The sequence below is a fragment of the Streptomyces glaucus genome, assembly GCF_039533365.1.
In the GTDB taxonomy this organism is placed as follows: domain Bacteria; phylum Actinomycetota; class Actinomycetes; order Streptomycetales; family Streptomycetaceae; genus Streptomyces; species Streptomyces glaucus.
On record NZ_BAAATK010000015.1, the window covers coordinates 1 to 16,916 of the forward strand.

Consider the following 16,916-nt stretch of genomic DNA (forward strand, 5'->3'; position numbering starts at 1 on the left):
GTCCGGAGCCGGCGATTACGATCGGCTCAGGCCGGGGCGCGGCCCGCGGTGACGGCGGGCGGGGCGGATCGCGCGTGCCGCTCATCGCGGCCGCCGGGGTCGGCATCGTCGTCCTCGGCGTCGGGGCCGGTGCGCTGCTGGCGGGCGGGGACGGCGACGACCAGGGCGCGCGGAACCAGCCCGTCTCCGCCACGGCTCCCGCGACCGGCGGCTCGGCCTCGCCGTCCGTCGACCCGGTGCGCCGGCAGGCCGTCGAGCTGGACAAGCTGCTGGCCGACAGCGGCGACAGCCGGGCCGCGGTGATCAACGCGGTGGCCGACGTGAAGTCCTGCGACAACCTGGCCCAGGCGGCGCAGGACCTGCGCGACGCGGCCGAGCAGCGCACCGAGCTGGTGACCCGCCTGGAGGGCCTCGCGGTGGACCGGCTGCCCGACCACGAGGCGCTGACCACCCACCTCACCAAGGCGTGGCAGGCGTCGGCCTCGGCCGACAACCACTACGCGGCGTGGGCCGACCAGGTCGCCGGCAAGAAGGGCTGCCACAAGGGGCAGGCCCGCGTCACCGGCCAGACGCAGGCCGGCAACCGGGCGAGCGGCACCGCCACCGCCGAGAAGGCCAAGGCCGCCGCCCTGTGGAACGCGATCGCGAAGACGTACGGCCTGACCGAGCGCCAGCCGACCCAGCTGTGACGGGCGCGGGGCGGCACCGCCGCGGCGCGCCCGCCCCGCCCTCGCCCGCCGCGCCCCGCCCCCCGCTCGGCCCGCGTCCCGTCCCCGGCCACCGGCGCCTGGCTTCCGGCCCCGGTCCGCGTCCCCGTCCCCGGCTCAGCTCATGTCGGCGCTCTCCAGCGTCTTCGTCGTGTCGACGAACCCCTTGCGGGCCGAGACCAGGCGGCCCTCCCGGACCACCTGCAGGGTGACGTTGGCGTTGACCAGGCGGGGGAAGCCGATCGAGGCCAGCTTGTCCTGGAACTTCCACCGGAGCGTCGGCGTGAGCCCGTCCGTGCCGACCTTCAGCCCGCCGTCCAGGGCCCGCGTGATGGCGTCGGCGGTCACCTCGCGGTCCCCGAGCGACTCCACGATCCGCTTGAACACCGTGTAGGCGATCCAGGTGGTCTGCACTCCGGCGTCCGCGGGGTCGATGTGGTTGTCGCCGAAGGCCGCCTCCCGGATCACCTTCCGCATCGGGTCCCAGCGCGCGTCGCCCGCCACCGGGTACCAGCCGGTGACGTACGACCCCTCGTAGGGGCCCGACGCCCCGCCGGTGGCGTTGATCGTCGTCTGGTCGACGCTGCCCAGCACGGTCGCGGTCCGCACCTCGGGGTAGTCCTCGCGGGCGCGCCGGAAGGAGTCCATGAAGGTGTCGGTGCGGTCCCCCAGCGCGGGCACCACGCACCCCGTGCCCGACGGGTCGGCGGTCGCCCGCTGCAGCGCCCGCTCCGCCTGCCCGCCGTACTCGGTGGCGTCCTCCCGCGCGAGCTGGTCGTGCGCGGCGGCGTGCCCGCCCGCCTCCAGACCCGAGTCGAGCAGCACGGGCAGCTGGTCGCCGGCGATGGTGTCGGGCCGGACCAGCGTGACCGGCCCGCAGGACGGGGCGAGCGCGCTGCCGAGACCGGCCAGCAGCGCGGGCTGCCCGCCGTTGACCGGGTAGGAGAGGGGGCTGGTGAACTCGGCGTTCGTGATGCCGTAGCCGCCGATGTAGGGGATGCCCGCGCCCTCCAGCGGCGGGAAGAAGGAGTCGGCGTGCTGACTGTAGGATCCGACGACCGCGACGGCGTTCTCCTTGACCGCGCGCCGGGCGCACTTGGCGGCGGACACGCTGTCGTTGTGCTCGTTGCAGGTCAGGACGTTGAGCTTGCGTCCGTTGATGCCGCCCTGGCCGTTGATCCAGCGGGCGTAGGCGCGGGCGAAGGCGGGCATGCCGGGCTTGTTGGTGGCGGCCGTGTCCTGCGGCGCCCACGTCATGACGGTGATCGCGTCGTCCCCGGAGCCCCCCGTGGCCCCGGGGACGACGCCGCACCCGGCGGCGAGCGAGGCGCAGGCCGCCAGCGCGCCGGCGATCAGGACGCGGGCCCTGCGGGGGCGGGTGAGGAGGCCGGGGAGGAAGGTGCTGGGGGTGCGTCGCCTGCCGGTCATGAATCCACACGATTCCCTTACACGGAGAACCCGGGAGCGACCGGCGGTCAATGCGGGGTGACACGGAGGTGAATTGCGGGGGCCGGCGAGGTCCCCGAGAAAGGGAACGTACGATCGATGACCGTGCAAGGTTCGGAGAACTCTTCCCGCCGTGGCCGCCGCTCCTCCACCATGGGCGGCATGCCACTCAACGACATGCCGTGGTGGCGCTGGCGCAGCAATGTGCGTTCCGCGCTGCACATGCTCTCCGACCCCGTGTTCCAGCGGGACGTCTGGCTGGCCGGCGTGGACGGCTACGGCGACGTCACGGACGCGGTGTACCGGCTGGTCGAGGACACCTGGCTGGACCACTGGTCCGCGGAGAAGTACGTCGGCACGATCTTCCGCGACTCGCAGGAGGCGGCCCTCGTCGACACCGCCGTGCTGCGCGTGCTGCGGATCATGCACCAGGTCGGGCCGGACGCGCCGGTCGCCGCCTACCTGGAGCACCACGCCTGGCCCGAGGCGGTGCGGGCCGCGCGGGACGCCCACGTGCGGATGGCCGTGAGCGACGGCGAGGACCCCGACGCGCCGCCGAGCACCCTGGAGGTGCTGCGCATCCTGACGCGGTCCGCCTAGCGGGACGTCCCCGCCGGCGTTTCCCGGCGCCGCGCCGCGTGTGGGACCCTGTGCTGCATGAACGAGCAGTCCACCCGAGCCGAGGCCCCGGCCGACCAGTACGTCCTCACGCTCTCCTGCCCCGACAAGCAGGGCATCGTGCACGCCGTGTCGAGCTACCTGTTCATGACCGGCTGCAACATCGAGGACAGCCAGCAGTTCGGCGACCACGACACGGGTCTGTTCTTCATGCGCGTCCACTTCTCGGCCGAGGCCCCGGTGACGGTGGACAAGCTGCGCGCCAGCTTCGCGGCGATCGGCGACTCCTTCCAGATGGACTGGCAGATCCACCGGGCCGACGAGAAGATGCGCGTCCTGCTGATGGTCAGCAGGTTCGGGCACTGCCTGAACGACCTGCTCTTCCGCGCCCGGATCGGCGCGCTGCCGGTGGAGATCGCGGCCGTGGTGTCCAACCACACCGACTTCGCCGAACTGGCGGCCTCCTACGACGTCCCCTTCCACCACATCCCGGTGACGAAGGACACCAAGGCGCAGGCCGAGGCGCGGCTGCTGGAGATCGTGCGCGAGGAGCACGTCGAGCTGGTCGTGCTGGCCCGCTACATGCAGGTGCTCTCGGACGACCTGTGCAAGCAGCTCGCCGGGCGGATCATCAACATCCACCACTCCTTCCTGCCGAGCTTCAAGGGCGCGAAGCCGTACCACCAGGCGCACGCCCGCGGGGTGAAGCTGATCGGCGCCACCGCGCACTACGTGACGGCCGACCTCGACGAGGGGCCGATCATCGAGCAGGAGGTCGAGCGGGTCGGCCACGACGTCACCCCCGAGGGCCTGGTCGCGATCGGGCGGGACGTGGAGTGCCAGGCGCTGGCGCGGGCCGTGAAGTGGCACGCCGAGCGGCGGATCCTGCTCAACGGGCGGCGGACGGTCGTGTTCGCCTGACGCGCCCCGGCACGTGCCGCGCGGCTTCGCGTGAGGCGCGGCCGCGGCGGTCGGCGCGCCTCCCCGCCCGTGCGGCCGCCGCCGCGGGCGGCCGCTACATGCGGCTCAGCGACGCGGTGGCGAACAGCACGTCCCTGATCGCCTCCCGGTCCCCGACCTGCCCGGCGGCGGCCTCCTCCGGCGGCAGATGGCCCGCGGCCAGCCGGCAGAAGTCCGCGCTGTCCAGGGCGACGTGGGCCACCTGGTGGCCGGCGGAGCCCACCGCGCCGGGGGAGTCCAGCGGGATGAGCCAGTCGCCTCCGCCGGAGCCCTCGATCTCCAGCCGCAGACTGCGTCCCGCCGTGCCCGCCGGGACCAGGTGCCGGTGCCGGCCGGGTGCGGCGAGCCCGCTGCGGCGGCGCTCCGCCAGCACGAGCGGCAGCATGCGGGCGGCCAGGTCGAACATGGCGTGCCGGTGGCGCGGAGCGGGCGGGTCGTACGGGTAGTCCACCGCCTCGGCGATGTCCTCCGCGTGCACCCAGCACTCGAAGGCGCGGTCCAGCATCGCGTCGCGCAGCGGCAGCTCGAAGTCGCCGTACGGGACCGGCGTCCTGCCCGCGGCTCCGGTGAGGGACACCGTCCGCACCAGGCTGTGGCTCTGCTCCCGCCACGGTGTCCGCACCGTGCGGGTGGGCGGGAGGCGCGAGGCGTGCCAGTAGGCCTCGGTGCGGGCGCCCGGGGTCGGGGCCGGGGCGGTGATGTCGCCGAGCGGGTCGTCCAGCCCGAGGGCGACCGCGACCAGGCCGTCCACGCTCAGCAGATGCGCGATGACCCCGGCGACGGTGGTGCGGCGGCTCGTCGCCGCCCTGCCCTCGAACCAGCGCAGCCGCACGGGCGCGTGCCACTCGGCGTCGCCGATGTCCTGCAGCAGCGCGTCCAGGCGCGCGGTCTCGGCGTCGTAGGGCGCGGCCCATTCGGGCACCGGGACGCGCGGCGGGCGCCGCTGCAGGCAGGTGTCCAGCACGCGGGTGCGCAGGGCCGGGTCCAGGTCGAGGCTGTCCGGCCACTGCAGCAGCCCGACGGCGTCCCGCAGCCGCAGCGCCTCGTCGGCGCAGGCCCCGCACTCCCCGAGGTGCGCCTCGACGGCCGCCGCCTCCTCCCCGGAACAGGCGGCCAGCGCCCAGGCGCCGAGCAACGACTTCAGCACGGGGTGTTCCAGGGGGAGGGGCGGGGGCGGCGGGGTCCGGCCCGGGCGTTCCCCCGGCGCCGGCGGGAGCGGGCCGCCGTCCTCGACGGGGACGCGGGGCAGCGGGACGCGCGGGGGCCGCTCCCGGCGCCACCCGCCGCCGGGTCCGGGGCCGCCCGGCCGCGCCGGCCCGTCCGGGCCGCCGGTTCCGCCGGCGCGCTCCGGGGCGTCCGCGTCCCCGGTCCCGCCGCGGCCGCCCGGTCCGCCGGCTCCCCCGGGGTCTTCCGGCCCGTCCGGCCGCCCCGGTCCGCCGGGCCCGTTCCGGCTCCCGGCCCCGCCGTACGCCTCGTACCCGCCGGCCTCCTCCGGCTCCCCGCGCGTCCCGCGCATCCGGTACGTCCGGCACTCCTCGGACTGCCCCGTGCCCTTCACGCCGCGCCCCCGTGGCCGGGCCGCGGCGCGGCCCGGCCGGCGTGGTGGGCCGTGGACAGGAGCTGCAGGCCCAGGCGGAGGCGGCGGCGGGCCTCGTCCTCGGTGACGCCGAGGTCGGCGGCGGTCCGGCGGTAGTCGCGGCGCTGGAAGTAGGCCAGTTCCAGCGCGGCCCGCAACGGAGCCGGCATGGCCTGGACGATGTAGTCGGCGCGGGCGGCGACCGCGGCGTGCCGCACCTTGCGCTCCAGTTCCTCGGCGCTGCCGGGGCCGCCGCGGGCGAGGGCGGCGGTCCCGGTGGTGCGCAGCCGTTCCACGGCCAGGCGGTGGGCCAGCGCGGCGACCCAGGTGCGCAGGGGGCCCTGCCCGGGGTCGTAGGCGTCCGGATGCTGCCAGACGTGCGCGAAGACCTCGCGGGTGATCCCGTCGGCGGCGGGCTCGTCACCGAGCACCCGGTACGCGAGGCCGTGCACCAGCGAGGCGAACCGGTCGTAGAGTTCGCCGAGGGCCGCCGCCTCCCCGTGCGCGAGCCGCTGCTGCATCCCGAGGTCCCAGCGCGGCGGTACGTCCTGCTTCGCCATGCGGCCTCCTCACCCCTCGTCCGTGCCGGCGGCCGGCCCGGTGCCGCCGTCCTCTCGAATGTAATCGGCACGTCCGAGGCCGCACGCCCCTTTGCGGCAATGCGCGCCCCCGGGGGACCACAGGTGGTAAAGGGCCGTCCGGCACCCGATCGAACAGGATCGAATCGGGCAGGAACAAGCCTGTTTTGCAGGATTGCCGTTTGCCCTACGGCGTTTCAGGGAACGGCCGGTGGGCAGCCGCGCTCACAAGAAGCGTGAGGACTGCTTCCACTTGGGGGTTCCAGCGAGCGAAGGGCATGGTGGTGGCGCTCAACGTGACCGATGACGAGCATGGCGGATGGGCCGTGCTCCGGGTGTCCGGCGAGCTGGACCTGATGACGTCGCCGGTGCTGCGTCAACGGGTGCACGACGTGGTGGCCGCCGGCCGTCACCGTCTCGTCCTCGACCTCTCCGAGGTCCTGTTCTGCGACTCCAGCGGCGTCGGCGTCCTGATCGCCACCCGCCGCCTCATACGCTCCTGTCAGGGCAGGCTGTGCCTGATCCTGCCGGCCCGGGGCGCGGTCGACGGCTCGCACGTCAACCGGGTCCTGGGGGCGCTGGGGGTCCGCCGCCTGTTCGACGTCCGTCCCGACCTCGCCGCGGCGGTCGGCGAGGAGCCGCTGTCGGCCTAGTCGCCCGGGCCGGGCGGTACCCCGGCCCGCCGGAAGCTCACATCACGGTTCCGCCACGCCGTTGTCCCGGAATTCACCCGGTCCCGGCCCCGGCGTCGCTTCGCCGTGCCCGCACGTCCCCCGGCGTCGTACGCTCCGTGCGAGAAGCACCCACCCGACGTAAGGCGGCCGGAAAAGAGATGGTCAGCAGCGAGTACGAGCGCAGGATCGCGGCCAGGTTCGCCACCTTCGACCAGGACGGCAACGGCTACATCGACCGCGAGGACTTCAGCGGGGCGGCCAAGGCGCTGCTCGCGGAGTTCGGCACCGCGGCCCGCTCCGACAAGGGGCAGGCCCTGTACGGCGGTGCCGAGGCGTTCTGGCAGGGCATGGCGGGGATGGCGGACCGGGACGGGGACCAGCGCGTCACCCGCGAGGAGTTCGTCACCGGAGCGGTCAAGCGCCTGCGGGACAACCCGGACCGGTTCGCCGAGATCGCCCGTCCCTTCCTGCACGCGGCCCTGGCCGTCGCCGACGCCGACGACGACGGCGCGGCCACCCTCGAGGACGCCGCGCGGGCGCTGGAGGCGCTGGGCGTGCCCGGGGACGCCGCCCGCGCCGCGGCCGCCGCGCTCGACGCGGACGGCGACGGCAAGGTGGGCGAGGCGGACGCCGTGTCGGCCTTCGCCCGCTACTTCACCGTGTCCGAGTAGCCTCGCGCGCCCCGGCGGAGGACCGCGGGCGTCACCCTGCGGGTGCCGGCGCCCGCGTCCGGGGCGGCCGTCGGGCGAGGGCCGCGACGGTCCGCCGGCGCCGGGTCCGGATCCGGCGGAGGGTCCCGCGCTCCGTCGGCGGACCGCCCGGCGCCGGGCCCGCGGGACGGTGGCCGCCCCCCGCCGCCGGGCGGGCGGACCGGTGCCCGTCACGGAGGCGATGTGACGGCCGGTGACGAGCCTTCCGAGGCCGGCCTCTTGGCCGTGGCGGCCCGGTGGGCCGCTGTCCTGCGGCGTCGCCACCGCTCCTGAGCCGGTGTCACGGAGCGTGGCGCAGGATGGTTACGGAGCGTTGATATCGGGTTGTGTCCCGTGTACGGCTCGTCACGGCCCGGAGTCGGCGTTCCGCTCGGGTACCGTGAGGCAGATGCGAGTGGTTCCGAGCGCGAGCCGAGCCGGCGCCGCCCCCGGGGCGGCCCCGGATCCGGCGGTGCACGCCGATGATCGCAGGTCGGCGGGGTGGCTGACCGCCGCCTGTTCGGATCGCCGCGACGAGCGTCGCACAGTATGCCGTACGGGTACTCCTTCGCGCTGGAATATGCCCGAAGCGCTTGTTGGGGTGACTGTACGTCAACCATGCTGTCGCACAAGGGGGTCACGTTCCGTGATCCCTGCCTCGGTCGTCGTCCCGGCCGTGCAGAAGACGGCCACGACCGTGGCTCCCGTGAGGCGCGAGCCTCTGTGTCCACCGGTTCGGATGGTGTGAGCGGTGCAGGTGCTTCAAGTGCAGCTGGAGATCCGGCCCGACCCCGCGGAGGTCGGACGAGCCCGGAGATGGGCCCGCTCGCGGCTCGCCGGGACCGGGATAGGGGCCGACGAACCGCTCGCCGAGACGCTGGTCCTGCTCGTCTCCGAGCTGGTCACCAACGCGGTGGTGCACACCGGGTGTCCCGCCGTGCTGCGGCTGTCCCTGCCGGGGACGGCCGCCGAGGGGACCACCGTCCGCCTCGAGGTCGCCGACGCCAGCGACCGGGCGCCGGAGCCCCGGTACGCGGACGGCGACGCGACCGGCGGCCGGGGCCTCGCCCTCGTCGACGGGCTCGCCGACCGCTGGGGCTGGGTCCCCGAGGGCGCCGGCAAGCGCATCTGGTGCGAACTGGACCACTGCGCGCAGCGCCGGGCGGACGCGGCGGCCTGCGGCGGCGATGCCGCGGTGTGCGGGGACGGGGCGCCGGCGTACGACGGGCTGGCCTACGAGGTGGTCTGAGCCCCGTCGCCGGTCCCGTTGCCCGTGCGGCGGGCGGGAGTTCGGCGCCGGGGCGCGGGGCGCGGGCGCACGGAGTCCGGGTCCGCCGGGAAGGGGACGGTGCGGTGCGCCGGTCGTGCTTCCGTGCGCGGCCGTATGAAAGGGATGTAACGGACGAATCGCCAAACCGCTGTTGACGCCTCGTGACGGGGTGATCACCCTTGAGGGCAGCGATTCGCCGTGAGGGGACGGCGAGGACTCCGGTGACAGGAGCCCTCGTCGAGTGCGGGTCGTGATTCGGCGTCGGTTCCGTCGGGGGCCGTGGGGGTGGGAGCGCCGGAGTCGGATGGCGGCGCGCGGTGCCGTGCTCGGGGCGGGCACCGAGGCGCCGCCACCCGGCCTCTTCCGGGGACGCCCGGCGTGACGGCCGCCCGGCCGGCCGCGCCCGTCCGACCGGGCGTCAGCGCACGGCGGTCCCGGCGCCGCCGCGGTTCCCGCCGCCTTCGACCCCGCCGCCTCCCGTCCGGAAGGTCCGGCGGTACGCGGTCGGCGTGACGCCGAGCGCCGCCTGGAGGTGCTGGCGCATCGACTGGGCCGTGCCGAAACCCGCCTCCCGGGCCACCTGGTCGACGGACAGGTCGGTGGACTCCAGCAGGTGCCGGGCCCGTTCGACGCGCTGCCGGGTGAGCCACTGCCCGGGGCTGACGCCGACCTCCTCGCGGAAGCGGCGCGTGAAGGTGCGTACCGACATGGCCTCCTGCTCGGCCAGGTCGCGCAGCTGGATCGGCTCGTGGAGGCGGCCGAGCGCCCAGGCGCGGGCGGTGGCCGTGGACGCCTGCTGCGGATCGGGCACCGGCCGCTCGACGTACTGCGCCTGCCCGCCGTCGCGGTGGGGCGGTACGACCGTCCGGCGGGCCACCTCGTTGGCGACGGCCGTCCCGTGGTCGCGGCGCACGATGTGCAGGCACAGGTCGATCCCGGCGGCGACCCCCGCGGAGGTCAGGACGTCGCCGTCGTCGATGAACAGCACGTCCGGGTCGACCCTGATCCGCGGGAACAGGCGCTGGAGGCGTTCGGCCTCCGCCCAGTGGGTGGTGGCGGGGCGGCCGTCGAGGTAACCGGCGGCGGCGAGGACGTAGACGCCGGTGCAGATGGACGCGAGGCGCGTGCCCGGCCGGATGCGGGCGAGCGCGGCGGCCAGTTCGCCGGTCAGCACGCCCTCGGTGAACACCGGGCCGAGTTCGTAGGAGGCCGGGACGACCACGGTGTCGGCGGTGGCGAGGGCCTCCGGGCCGTGGTCGACGTGGATGGTGAAGTCGGCGTCGGTCACGACCGGGCCCGGCGGTCGGACGGAGCAGGTGACGACCTCGTACAGCGGCCGGCCCCGGTCGTCCCGGGGGCGGCCGAAGATCCGGTGCGGGATGCCCAGTTCGAAGGGGAGCAGCCCGTCGAGGGCGAGGACGACGACGCGGTGCGGACGGTGGGCGGGGCCGTCGGCCGCGGGGGCCGGGCCCGATCCTTCGGTCATGGCCCGATCCTAGCGAGTGCTGTCCTTCGGGCCACTCGATGAAGACGGGCCCGTACCGGAAGCTCTACGGCGTGACCCAGACGACCGGAACAGAGAACACCGCACCGACGTCCGGACCGGACCGGACCCGCGCGCGGCGGGGCCGCCTGACGACACCGCACCGCGCCTGGTTCGTCGCCGCCGTCACCTTCGTGACGATCATCGGCGCCGCCGCCTTCCGCTCCCTGCCCGGACTGCTCATCGACCCGCTGCACCAGGAGTACGGCTGGTCCCGCGGCACGATCGGCGCCGCGGTCTCCGTCAACCTCGCGCTGTACGGGCTGACCGCGCCGTTCGCGGCGGCGCTGATGGACCGCTTCGGCATCCGGCGGGTCGTCGCGGTCGCCCTGACCGTGATCGCGGCCGGCGCGGGCGCCACGGTGTGGATGACCTCGGCCTGGCAGCTGATGCTCTGCTGGGGCCTGCTGGTCGGCCTCGGCTCCGGCTCGATGGCGCTGGCGTTCGCGGCGACGGTCACCAACCGCTGGTTCACCGAGCGGCGCGGCCTGGTCAGCGGCATCCTCACCGCCGCCTCGGCCTCCGGGCAGCTGATCTTCCTCCCCCTGCTGTCCTGGATCGTCGAGACCCACCACTGGCGTCCGGCGGCCGTCACGGTCGCGCTCGCCGCCCTCGCGGTCGTGCCGTTCGTCTGGCTCCTGCTGCACGACCACCCGGCGGACGTGGGGCTGAAGCCGTACGGCGCGAAGGAGTTCGTCGCCAAGCCCGCGCCCGTGCCCGGCGCGGCGCGGCGCGCGGTCGCCGTGCTGTTCTCGGCGCTGCGCACCGGCCCGTTCTGGCTGCTGGCCGGCACCTTCGCGATCTGCGGCGCCTCGACGAACGGCCTGATCCAGACCCACTTCGTGCCCGCCGCGCACGACCACGGCATGCCGCTGACGGCCGCCGCCTCCCTGCTCGCGGTCATCGGCGTGTTCGACGTGATCGGCACGATCGCCTCCGGCTGGTTCACCGACCGCTTCGAACCGCGCCGCCTGCTCGCGGTCTACTACGCCCTGCGCGGCGTCTCGCTGCTCTTCCTGCCGATCCTGCTGGCGCCCGCCGTGCACCCGCCGATGATCTTCTTCATCGTCTTCTACGGCCTCGACTGGGTCGCCACCGTCCCGCCCACCCTGGCCCTGTGCCGGGAGCAGTACGGCGACGACAGCGCGATCGTCTTCGGCTGGGTCCTCGCCTCCCACCAGGTCGGCGCCGCCCTCGTCGCCTTCCTCGGCGGCGTGGCCCGGGACGCGTTCGGCTCCTACGACGTGGTCTGGTACGCCTCCGGCGCCCTGTGCGCGGCGGCGGCCCTGATGGCGCTGGTGATCCGGCGCCGCCCGGCCGCACCGGCGCCGGGGCTCGCGGCGGCGGCCCAGGGCTCGCCCGGCGCGGCGGCGGGCCCCTCGCCCGGCGGCGGCGCCGTGCGGGTCAGCGGGGGATCCGGGACGCCGTCGCCCCGTGCTCCCGGGCGACGGCCTTCGCGATCCGCCGCGCGTCGCGGGCCAGCTCGCGGAGCATCCCGCTGATCGGGTTGGTGAAGCCGGTGAAGTACAGGCCGGGGGCGTTCCTCGGGGAGCGGGGGCCGTGGACGACCGGGCGGCCGCGTGCGTCGAGCACGCCGAGGTGGCCGACGAGTCCCTCCAGCGCGCGGACGTAGCCGGTGGCCGCGATCACGGCGTCCGGTTCGGCGCGGGTGCCGTCGGCGAGGACCACCGCGCCGTCCTCGAAGCCGTCCACGGCGGCCACGATCTCCACCCGTCCCCGGCGCACGGCGTCGACCAGGCCGACGTCCTGCACCGGGACGGCCCCCTCGGTCACCCGGCTGTAGAGGCCGGTGGCGGGCCGGTGCAGGCCGTGGGCCGACAGGTCGGGCACGCTGAGCCGGGCCACCGGGCGGGCGAGCCGGTCGACGAGGCGGACCGGCAGCCGCCGCACCAGGACGGCCGTGTACTGGGCGGCCCACCCGGCGGTGGAGCGGCGGACGATGTGCGGGGCGGTGCGGACCGACAGCCGCACCCGGGAGGCGCCGCCCTCCGCGAGGTCGACGGCGATCTCGGCGCCGGTGTTGCCGGCCCCGACGACCAGGACGTCCCGCCCGGCGTAGGGGGCGGGGCCGCGGTACTCCGAGGCGTGCAGGAACGCGCCGGTGTAGGTGGCGCGGCCGGGCCAGTCGGGTATGCGCGGGGTGTGGTTGTGGCCGGTGGCGACGACCACCGCGGCGGCGGCCAGCTCGCGGCCGCCGGTGGCGCGCAGCAGCCAGCCGGCGCCGTCGGGGGCGCGCTGGACGCGGGTGACCTCGACGCCGGTGACGATCTCCAGGCCGTGGTGCTCGGCGTACTTCTCCAGGTAGCGCACCATGTCGTCGCGGGACACCCACCGCCCGAACCGGCGCGGCATCGGCAGCCCGGGCAGGGCCGACAGCCGCCGGGTGGTGTGCAGGCGCAGCCGGTCGTAGTGGCGCCGCCAGGACGCGCCGACGCGGTCGGACCGCTCCAGGACGACGGCGCGGACGCCCCGGGCGCGCAGCGCGTGGGCGGCGGCGAGACCGCCCGGACCGCCGCCGATGACGTACACCGGGCGGTCCGCGGGGTGTGCGGACGCCGTCCCGTAGGGGGATGCGGACGCTGTGGAGTCGGCCATGGGCGGGAGCGTAATCCCGCGCCCGGTTGATGGGTCTCGGTCAAGACCGGAATTGGTTGCGGATCGGTCACGGATGTGGGCCGGCCGGACGGATCCGGTGACGCGCAGGGGGCGTTCGTGGCGGTGGTGTGTGCGGTGCGCCGCCGGGACCGGACCGCGGCGGCCGCGGGACGCGGGAGGCGAACTCGCGGAGCGCCCGGTGTTGTTGAATGGATCAATGGCCCGTGCACACGAGCGGTACCCGACCCCCGCCCTCCCCGAGGTGTCCGGCCACGGCCTGCGCCTGCGCCCCTGGGACGCCGCCTCCGACGCCGACGCCGAGGCGTGGCTGCGCGGAAACCGGGACCCCGAGTTCCGGCGCTGGAACACCCCCGTCCGGCCGGTCACGGACCTGCGCGGCGCGCGCGAGTCGCTGCGCGCGCGGATCCGGGCCGCCGCGGAGGGCCGGGGCGCGTCGTTCCGGATCACGGACGCGCACGACGGCACCACGCTGGGGCACATCGGCGTCAACGAGATCAACCGCGCCCTGCGCCTGGCCCGCGTCGGCTACTGGGTGCTCCCCGAGGCCCGCGGCCGGCACGTCGCCACCCGGGCCCTGCTGCTGGCCGCGCGCTGGGCGTTCACGGAACTCGGCCTGCACCGCCTGGAACTGGACCACGCGGTCGGCCACGAGGTCTCCTGCCGGATCGCCGAACGCTGCGGATTCCGGTACGAGGGCACCCTGCGCGGCGCCGTCTTCGCGCCGGAGCGGCACGACGCGTTCCGCGACGCGCACCTGCACGCCCGCCTGGCGACGGATCCGGAGCCGGAACCGTCGCCGGGGGAGGGCGGGGGGCCGTGAACCGGAGGCGGACCCCCCGGGGGCCGGCGGGACCATGGGACATGCGCTTCGACGACTGGCCGACCCGATCGGCAACGGCCTGTACCAGCGGATCGGGTACCGCCCGGTCGCCGACTTCGACGTCCACGTCCTCCACCACGGGCCGTCGCCCGCGCGGCCGTCAGGGCCACAGCAGGTCCCGGCGCCAGCCGTCCCGCGCGCGCCGGTAGGCGAGCCGCACATGCCGCCGCCGGGCGTCCCCCTGGAAGAACTCCACCTCGTCCGGCCGGACCCGGTACAGCGTCCAGGTCGGCACGGGGGCGTCCGGCTCGCGCCGCGCGCGTTCCCAGGCCGCCGCCGAGGCGCGCGCCAGCTCGCCGGGGGAGCCCAGGACCTCGCTCTGGCGGCCGGTCAGGGCGGCGGCCAGGGCGCCGGTCGAGCGGACGCCCAGATCCGCCCGGGACTCCTCGGGCGGGGCGGCGGCGACCGGGCCGCGCAGCCGGACCTGGCGGCCCAGGACCGGCCAGTAGAAGGCGAGGGCGGCGTACGGGCGGGCGGCGAGCTGCCGGCCCTTGCGGCTGGTGGCGTGGGTCGCGAAGGACCAGCCGTCCGCGTCCGCGCCGTGCAGCATCACGATCCGTACGTCGGGCAGGCCCGCCTCGTCCGCCGTCGCCAGCGACACGGTGTGCGGCTCGGTCTGCCCGGCCGCCACCGCCGCCGCGAACCACTCGGTGAACAGGGGCAGCGGGTCGGCGGGCGCGGCGGCCGGGTCGAAGGGCGGCAGCTCGGTGACGGCCGGGTCCCACACCCGCAGGGACCTCAGCAGCTCGGGAAGATCCGTACTCACTCCCCGATTGTCGCGTGCGGCGCCGCTCGTCACGCGGACGCGGCGCCCTCCGGGGCGTAGTCCGAGACGCCGCCGAGGTCGGACGACACCCACCGCTCGGGCCGCATGTGGACGACGACCTGCTCGCCGTGGCCGGTCCAGGCGAAGTCGACATAGGCGTCGACCCGGTCGGCCGGCAGGTAGCGGGCCGCGAGCTCCCTCAGCTGTTCGAGCGTGGCGGGGGCGGTGTCGACGACCGGGCCCTCGACCGACACGTACCGGATGGTGGGCTCCAGCCGGTCGACCATCAGCGAGAACCGGCCCGCCGCGCTGATCAGCTCGTACTTGCGGGAGTCCCGCCCGGTCATGATCCATACGGTGCCGCCGGGCGCGTACTGGTACCAGATCGGCACGGTGAGCGGGGCGCGTCCGGCACCCCCGTCGACCGAGAGGGCGGCGACGTGCGGCTCGGCCAGGAACCGGGCACGCTCTTCGCGGGTCAGGGGCATGTCGGGTCTCCTCCTGCGGCGCGATGTCCGTTCACCACGTCACAACACCGCCCGCGCGGCGATGTGTTCCCCGCGGGGGCCGCGCCGTCGGAGCACCGCGACCCGCCGCACCCGCGGCACCGCCCCGATGCCGGGCATCGCCGCCCCGGAGGTGCCCCGGAGGTGCGCGCCGGGCGGGACCGCGTGACAGGGGTGCGGTGGGACCGCGTGACAGGAGGTGCGCAACAGGAGTGGGTGACAGGAGGTGCGAGACGAGAGTGCGTGGCCGGGGGTGCGCGGCGGGGCCGTGTGACAGGAGGTGCGGGACGGGCTCGCGTGACAGGGGTGCGAGGCGGGATCGCGTGACAGGGGGTGCGCGACGGGGCCGTGTGACAGAAGTGCGGGACAGGAGGGGCGAGAGGGGACCGCGGGACAGGAGGTGCGGTCCAGGCGGCTGGTGCGCCGGCCGGGGCTACTTCGTCGGCTTCCTGCCGGTGATGCCCAGGTACACCAGCAGCGCCAGGTGGGGCCTGAGTTCGGCCTGCTTGACGCCCCAGGAGGAGAAGCCCTTCTGGTGCGAGGCCACCGACGCGAGCATCGTGACGATCGAACCGGCGATCGCCGCCGGGTTCACGTCCTTGTCGACCTTGCCCTTGGACTGCAACTCGGCGACGGCGTCGGACAGGGGGCCGTTCACCGAGTTCAGGACCTTCATGCGGAGCTTGTAGAAACGCTTGTCGCCCTCGGCGGCGCCGAGGTCGACGACCCGGAGGATCGCGTCGTTGCGGCGCCAGAACTCCAGAAACCCGTCGACGAGTTCCTGAGCGGTCTGCCAGCCGGCCTTGCCGACCCAGGAACGGCCCCGGACCAGCTCGGTCAACCCGGTGCCCTCCGCGGCCGTTTGCTCGGCGATCTCCAGGACGGCGCCCTCGACGTCCGGGAAGTACTGGTAGAAGGTCGCGGGCGAGGTGCCGGCCTTCCGGGCGACGTCGATGACCTTGACATCCCGGTAGGGAGAGGAGCTGAGCATCTCGCTGAGGCAGTCGAGCAGCTTCTGCCGGGTCGCCTGCCCGCGCCGGCCGGCCACCCGGCCGTCGACGGTCCGCACTTGTCCTGTCATGTCGTCAGCTTACCGAGGGGTGGGGGGAGCGCGATTCGGCCGACTGCAAATGGGGTGCGCGGGCGCGCGGAGGAAGGTGTGCCTGGTCTGCGCGGTGCGGAAGACCCGGTTACTTTGACAGCATGGCCGAAAACAGGGCATCCGGGTATGGAGAGGGCGTCCCCTGCTGGGTGGACGCGCAACTGCCCGACGTCGAGGCGGGCAAGCGGTTCTACGGGGAGCTCTTCGGATGGGTCTTCGAGGACCGCGCGGGCCCGGTCGCCTGGGCGCTGAAGGACGGTGCGCCCGTCGCCGCGCTCACGCGGAAGACGGACGGCCGGCTGCCCACCGTCTGGACGGTGTACTTCGCCACCCCGGACGCCGGGGCGCTGGCCGGGCGGATCCGGGCCGCCGGCGGCCAGGTCGTCTCGGCGCCGCGGCCGGTCGGCGAGCTCGGGGTCACCGCTCTCGTCACCGACCCCGAGGGCGCGGTCTTCGCGCTCTGGCAGCCGGGCGGCCACCCCGGCTTCGGCCGCCGCCACGAGCCGGGCACCTTCGCCTGGGCCGAGCTGTACACCCGGGACACCGACGCCGCCAACGCCTTCTACGGCGCTCTCTTCCACGAGGCCCTCTTCGGCCCGGGCGCCGACCCGGACTTCGGCCGGGCCCCGGTCGAGGACGTCTTCCCCGCCGAGATGCCGCCCCACTTCCTCGTCCACTTCGGCGTCGCCGACTGCGCCGCCGCCGCGGAGACCGTCGGCCGGCTCGGCGGGCGGGTGCGGACGCCGCCGTTCGACACCTCGTACGGCCGCGTGGCCGTCGTCGCCGACGACCAGGGGGCTCCCTTCGCGCTGCTTCAGCGCTGAACGGTTCCCGCCCCGCGCGGAACGACCCTTTTTGCGCCACGGAACGGCCGCGTTCCGCCCGGGATGACACGAGACACCCCGATTGTCCCCGGGTTCGCAACCAGCGCCTCGGCCAGGAAGAATCAGGGGGCGTGCCGCCA

Annotated in this window: 16 protein-coding genes and 1 pseudogene; 9 read left to right on the plus strand and 8 right to left on the minus strand. The window is 75.2% G+C overall.

What is annotated here, in order from left to right:
* Positions 1-689 (plus strand): annotated as a pseudogene (locus tag ABD363_RS13585) (hypothetical protein); the annotation flags it as partial.
* Positions 690-824: 135 nt separating this feature from the next.
* On the opposite strand, the gene ABD363_RS13590 reads toward ABD363_RS13585, so the two are convergent.
* Positions 825-2,135: an ABC transporter substrate-binding protein gene (locus ABD363_RS13590; protein ID WP_344603011.1), complete on the minus strand. Its 1,311-nt coding sequence runs from the start codon at positions 2,133-2,135 to the stop codon at positions 825-827.
* A gap of 117 nt (positions 2,136-2,252) precedes the next feature.
* Between ABD363_RS13590 and ABD363_RS13595 the strand changes: the two genes are divergently transcribed.
* Together ABD363_RS13595 and purU are read left to right on the plus strand one after the other, a co-directional pair.
* Positions 2,253-2,753, plus strand: a complete 501-nt coding sequence (locus tag ABD363_RS13595; protein WP_344603012.1) for an SCO4402 family protein — start codon at positions 2,253-2,255, stop codon at positions 2,751-2,753.
* Positions 2,754-2,810: 57 nt separating this feature from the next.
* A complete protein-coding gene (purU, locus tag ABD363_RS13600) occupies positions 2,811-3,692 on the plus strand; it encodes a formyltetrahydrofolate deformylase (RefSeq protein WP_344603014.1) in 882 nt (293 codons plus the stop codon).
* 94 nt (positions 3,693-3,786) lie between these two features.
* Here purU and ABD363_RS13605 read toward each other — a convergent pair whose 3' ends face one another.
* A complete protein-coding gene (locus ABD363_RS13605; protein WP_344603231.1) occupies positions 3,787-5,247 on the minus strand; it encodes a maleylpyruvate isomerase N-terminal domain-containing protein in 1,461 nt (486 codons plus the stop codon).
* Between the two features lie 38 nt (positions 5,248-5,285).
* Positions 5,286-5,867, minus strand: coding sequence for a sigma-70 family RNA polymerase sigma factor (locus ABD363_RS13610; protein WP_344603016.1), 582 nt, complete (start codon positions 5,865-5,867; stop codon positions 5,286-5,288).
* Positions 5,868-6,163: 296 nt separating this feature from the next.
* On the opposite strand from ABD363_RS13610, the gene ABD363_RS13615 reads away from it, so the two are divergent.
* From ABD363_RS13615 to ABD363_RS13625, 3 genes are all read left to right on the plus strand, one after another.
* Positions 6,164-6,538, plus strand: a complete 375-nt coding sequence (locus ABD363_RS13615) for an STAS domain-containing protein (RefSeq protein WP_344603233.1) — start codon at positions 6,164-6,166, stop codon at positions 6,536-6,538.
* A 179-nt stretch (positions 6,539-6,717) separates the two neighbouring features.
* A complete protein-coding gene (locus ABD363_RS13620; protein WP_344603018.1) occupies positions 6,718-7,230 on the plus strand; it encodes an EF-hand domain-containing protein in 513 nt (170 codons plus the stop codon).
* A 784-nt stretch (positions 7,231-8,014) separates the two neighbouring features.
* Positions 8,015-8,497, plus strand: a complete 483-nt coding sequence (locus ABD363_RS13625) for an ATP-binding protein (protein ID WP_344603235.1) — start codon at positions 8,015-8,017, stop codon at positions 8,495-8,497.
* Positions 8,498-8,936: 439 nt separating this feature from the next.
* On the opposite strand, the gene ABD363_RS13630 is transcribed toward ABD363_RS13625, so the two are convergent.
* A complete protein-coding gene (locus ABD363_RS13630; RefSeq protein ID WP_344603020.1) occupies positions 8,937-10,004 on the minus strand; it encodes a GlxA family transcriptional regulator in 1,068 nt (355 codons plus the stop codon).
* Positions 10,005-10,075: 71 nt separating this feature from the next.
* On the opposite strand from ABD363_RS13630, the gene ABD363_RS13635 reads away from it, so the two are divergent.
* Positions 10,076-11,563 carry an MFS transporter gene (locus tag ABD363_RS13635; RefSeq protein ID WP_425577983.1) on the plus strand — a complete coding sequence of 496 codons (1,488 nt, stop codon included), beginning with the start codon at positions 10,076-10,078 and terminating at the stop codon, positions 11,561-11,563.
* Here the strand turns inward: ABD363_RS13635 and ABD363_RS13640 are convergent.
* Complete coding sequence (locus ABD363_RS13640) at positions 11,466-12,677, minus strand: flavin-containing monooxygenase (protein ID WP_344603023.1); 1,212 nt, start codon at positions 12,675-12,677, stop codon at positions 11,466-11,468. The genes ABD363_RS13635 and ABD363_RS13640 overlap by 98 nt on opposite strands.
* 217 nt (positions 12,678-12,894) lie before the next feature.
* Between ABD363_RS13640 and ABD363_RS13645 the strand changes: the two genes are divergently transcribed.
* Positions 12,895-13,518, plus strand: a complete 624-nt coding sequence (locus tag ABD363_RS13645; protein WP_344603025.1) for a GNAT family N-acetyltransferase — start codon at positions 12,895-12,897, stop codon at positions 13,516-13,518.
* 160 nt (positions 13,519-13,678) lie between these two features.
* Here ABD363_RS13645 and ABD363_RS13650 read toward each other — a convergent pair whose 3' ends face one another.
* The 3 genes from ABD363_RS13650 to ABD363_RS13660 form a co-directional block, all read right to left on the minus strand.
* Positions 13,679-14,344, minus strand: coding sequence for a pyridoxine/pyridoxamine 5'-phosphate oxidase (locus tag ABD363_RS13650; protein ID WP_344603027.1), 666 nt, complete (start codon positions 14,342-14,344; stop codon positions 13,679-13,681).
* A 29-nt stretch (positions 14,345-14,373) separates the two neighbouring features.
* Positions 14,374-14,832 (minus strand): pyridoxamine 5'-phosphate oxidase family protein, encoded by a 459-nt coding sequence (locus ABD363_RS13655; RefSeq protein WP_344603029.1) that lies wholly within the window; start codon positions 14,830-14,832, stop codon positions 14,374-14,376.
* 451 nt (positions 14,833-15,283) lie between these two features.
* Positions 15,284-15,919 (minus strand): TetR family transcriptional regulator, encoded by a 636-nt coding sequence (locus tag ABD363_RS13660; RefSeq protein ID WP_344603237.1) that lies wholly within the window; start codon positions 15,917-15,919, stop codon positions 15,284-15,286.
* A gap of 134 nt (positions 15,920-16,053) precedes the next feature.
* Between ABD363_RS13660 and kbpA the strand changes: the two genes are divergently transcribed.
* Positions 16,054-16,776: an AfsK-binding protein KbpA gene (kbpA, locus tag ABD363_RS13665; protein WP_344603031.1), complete on the plus strand. Its 723-nt coding sequence runs from the start codon at positions 16,054-16,056 to the stop codon at positions 16,774-16,776.
* The last annotated feature ends 140 nt before the right edge of the window (positions 16,777-16,916 follow it).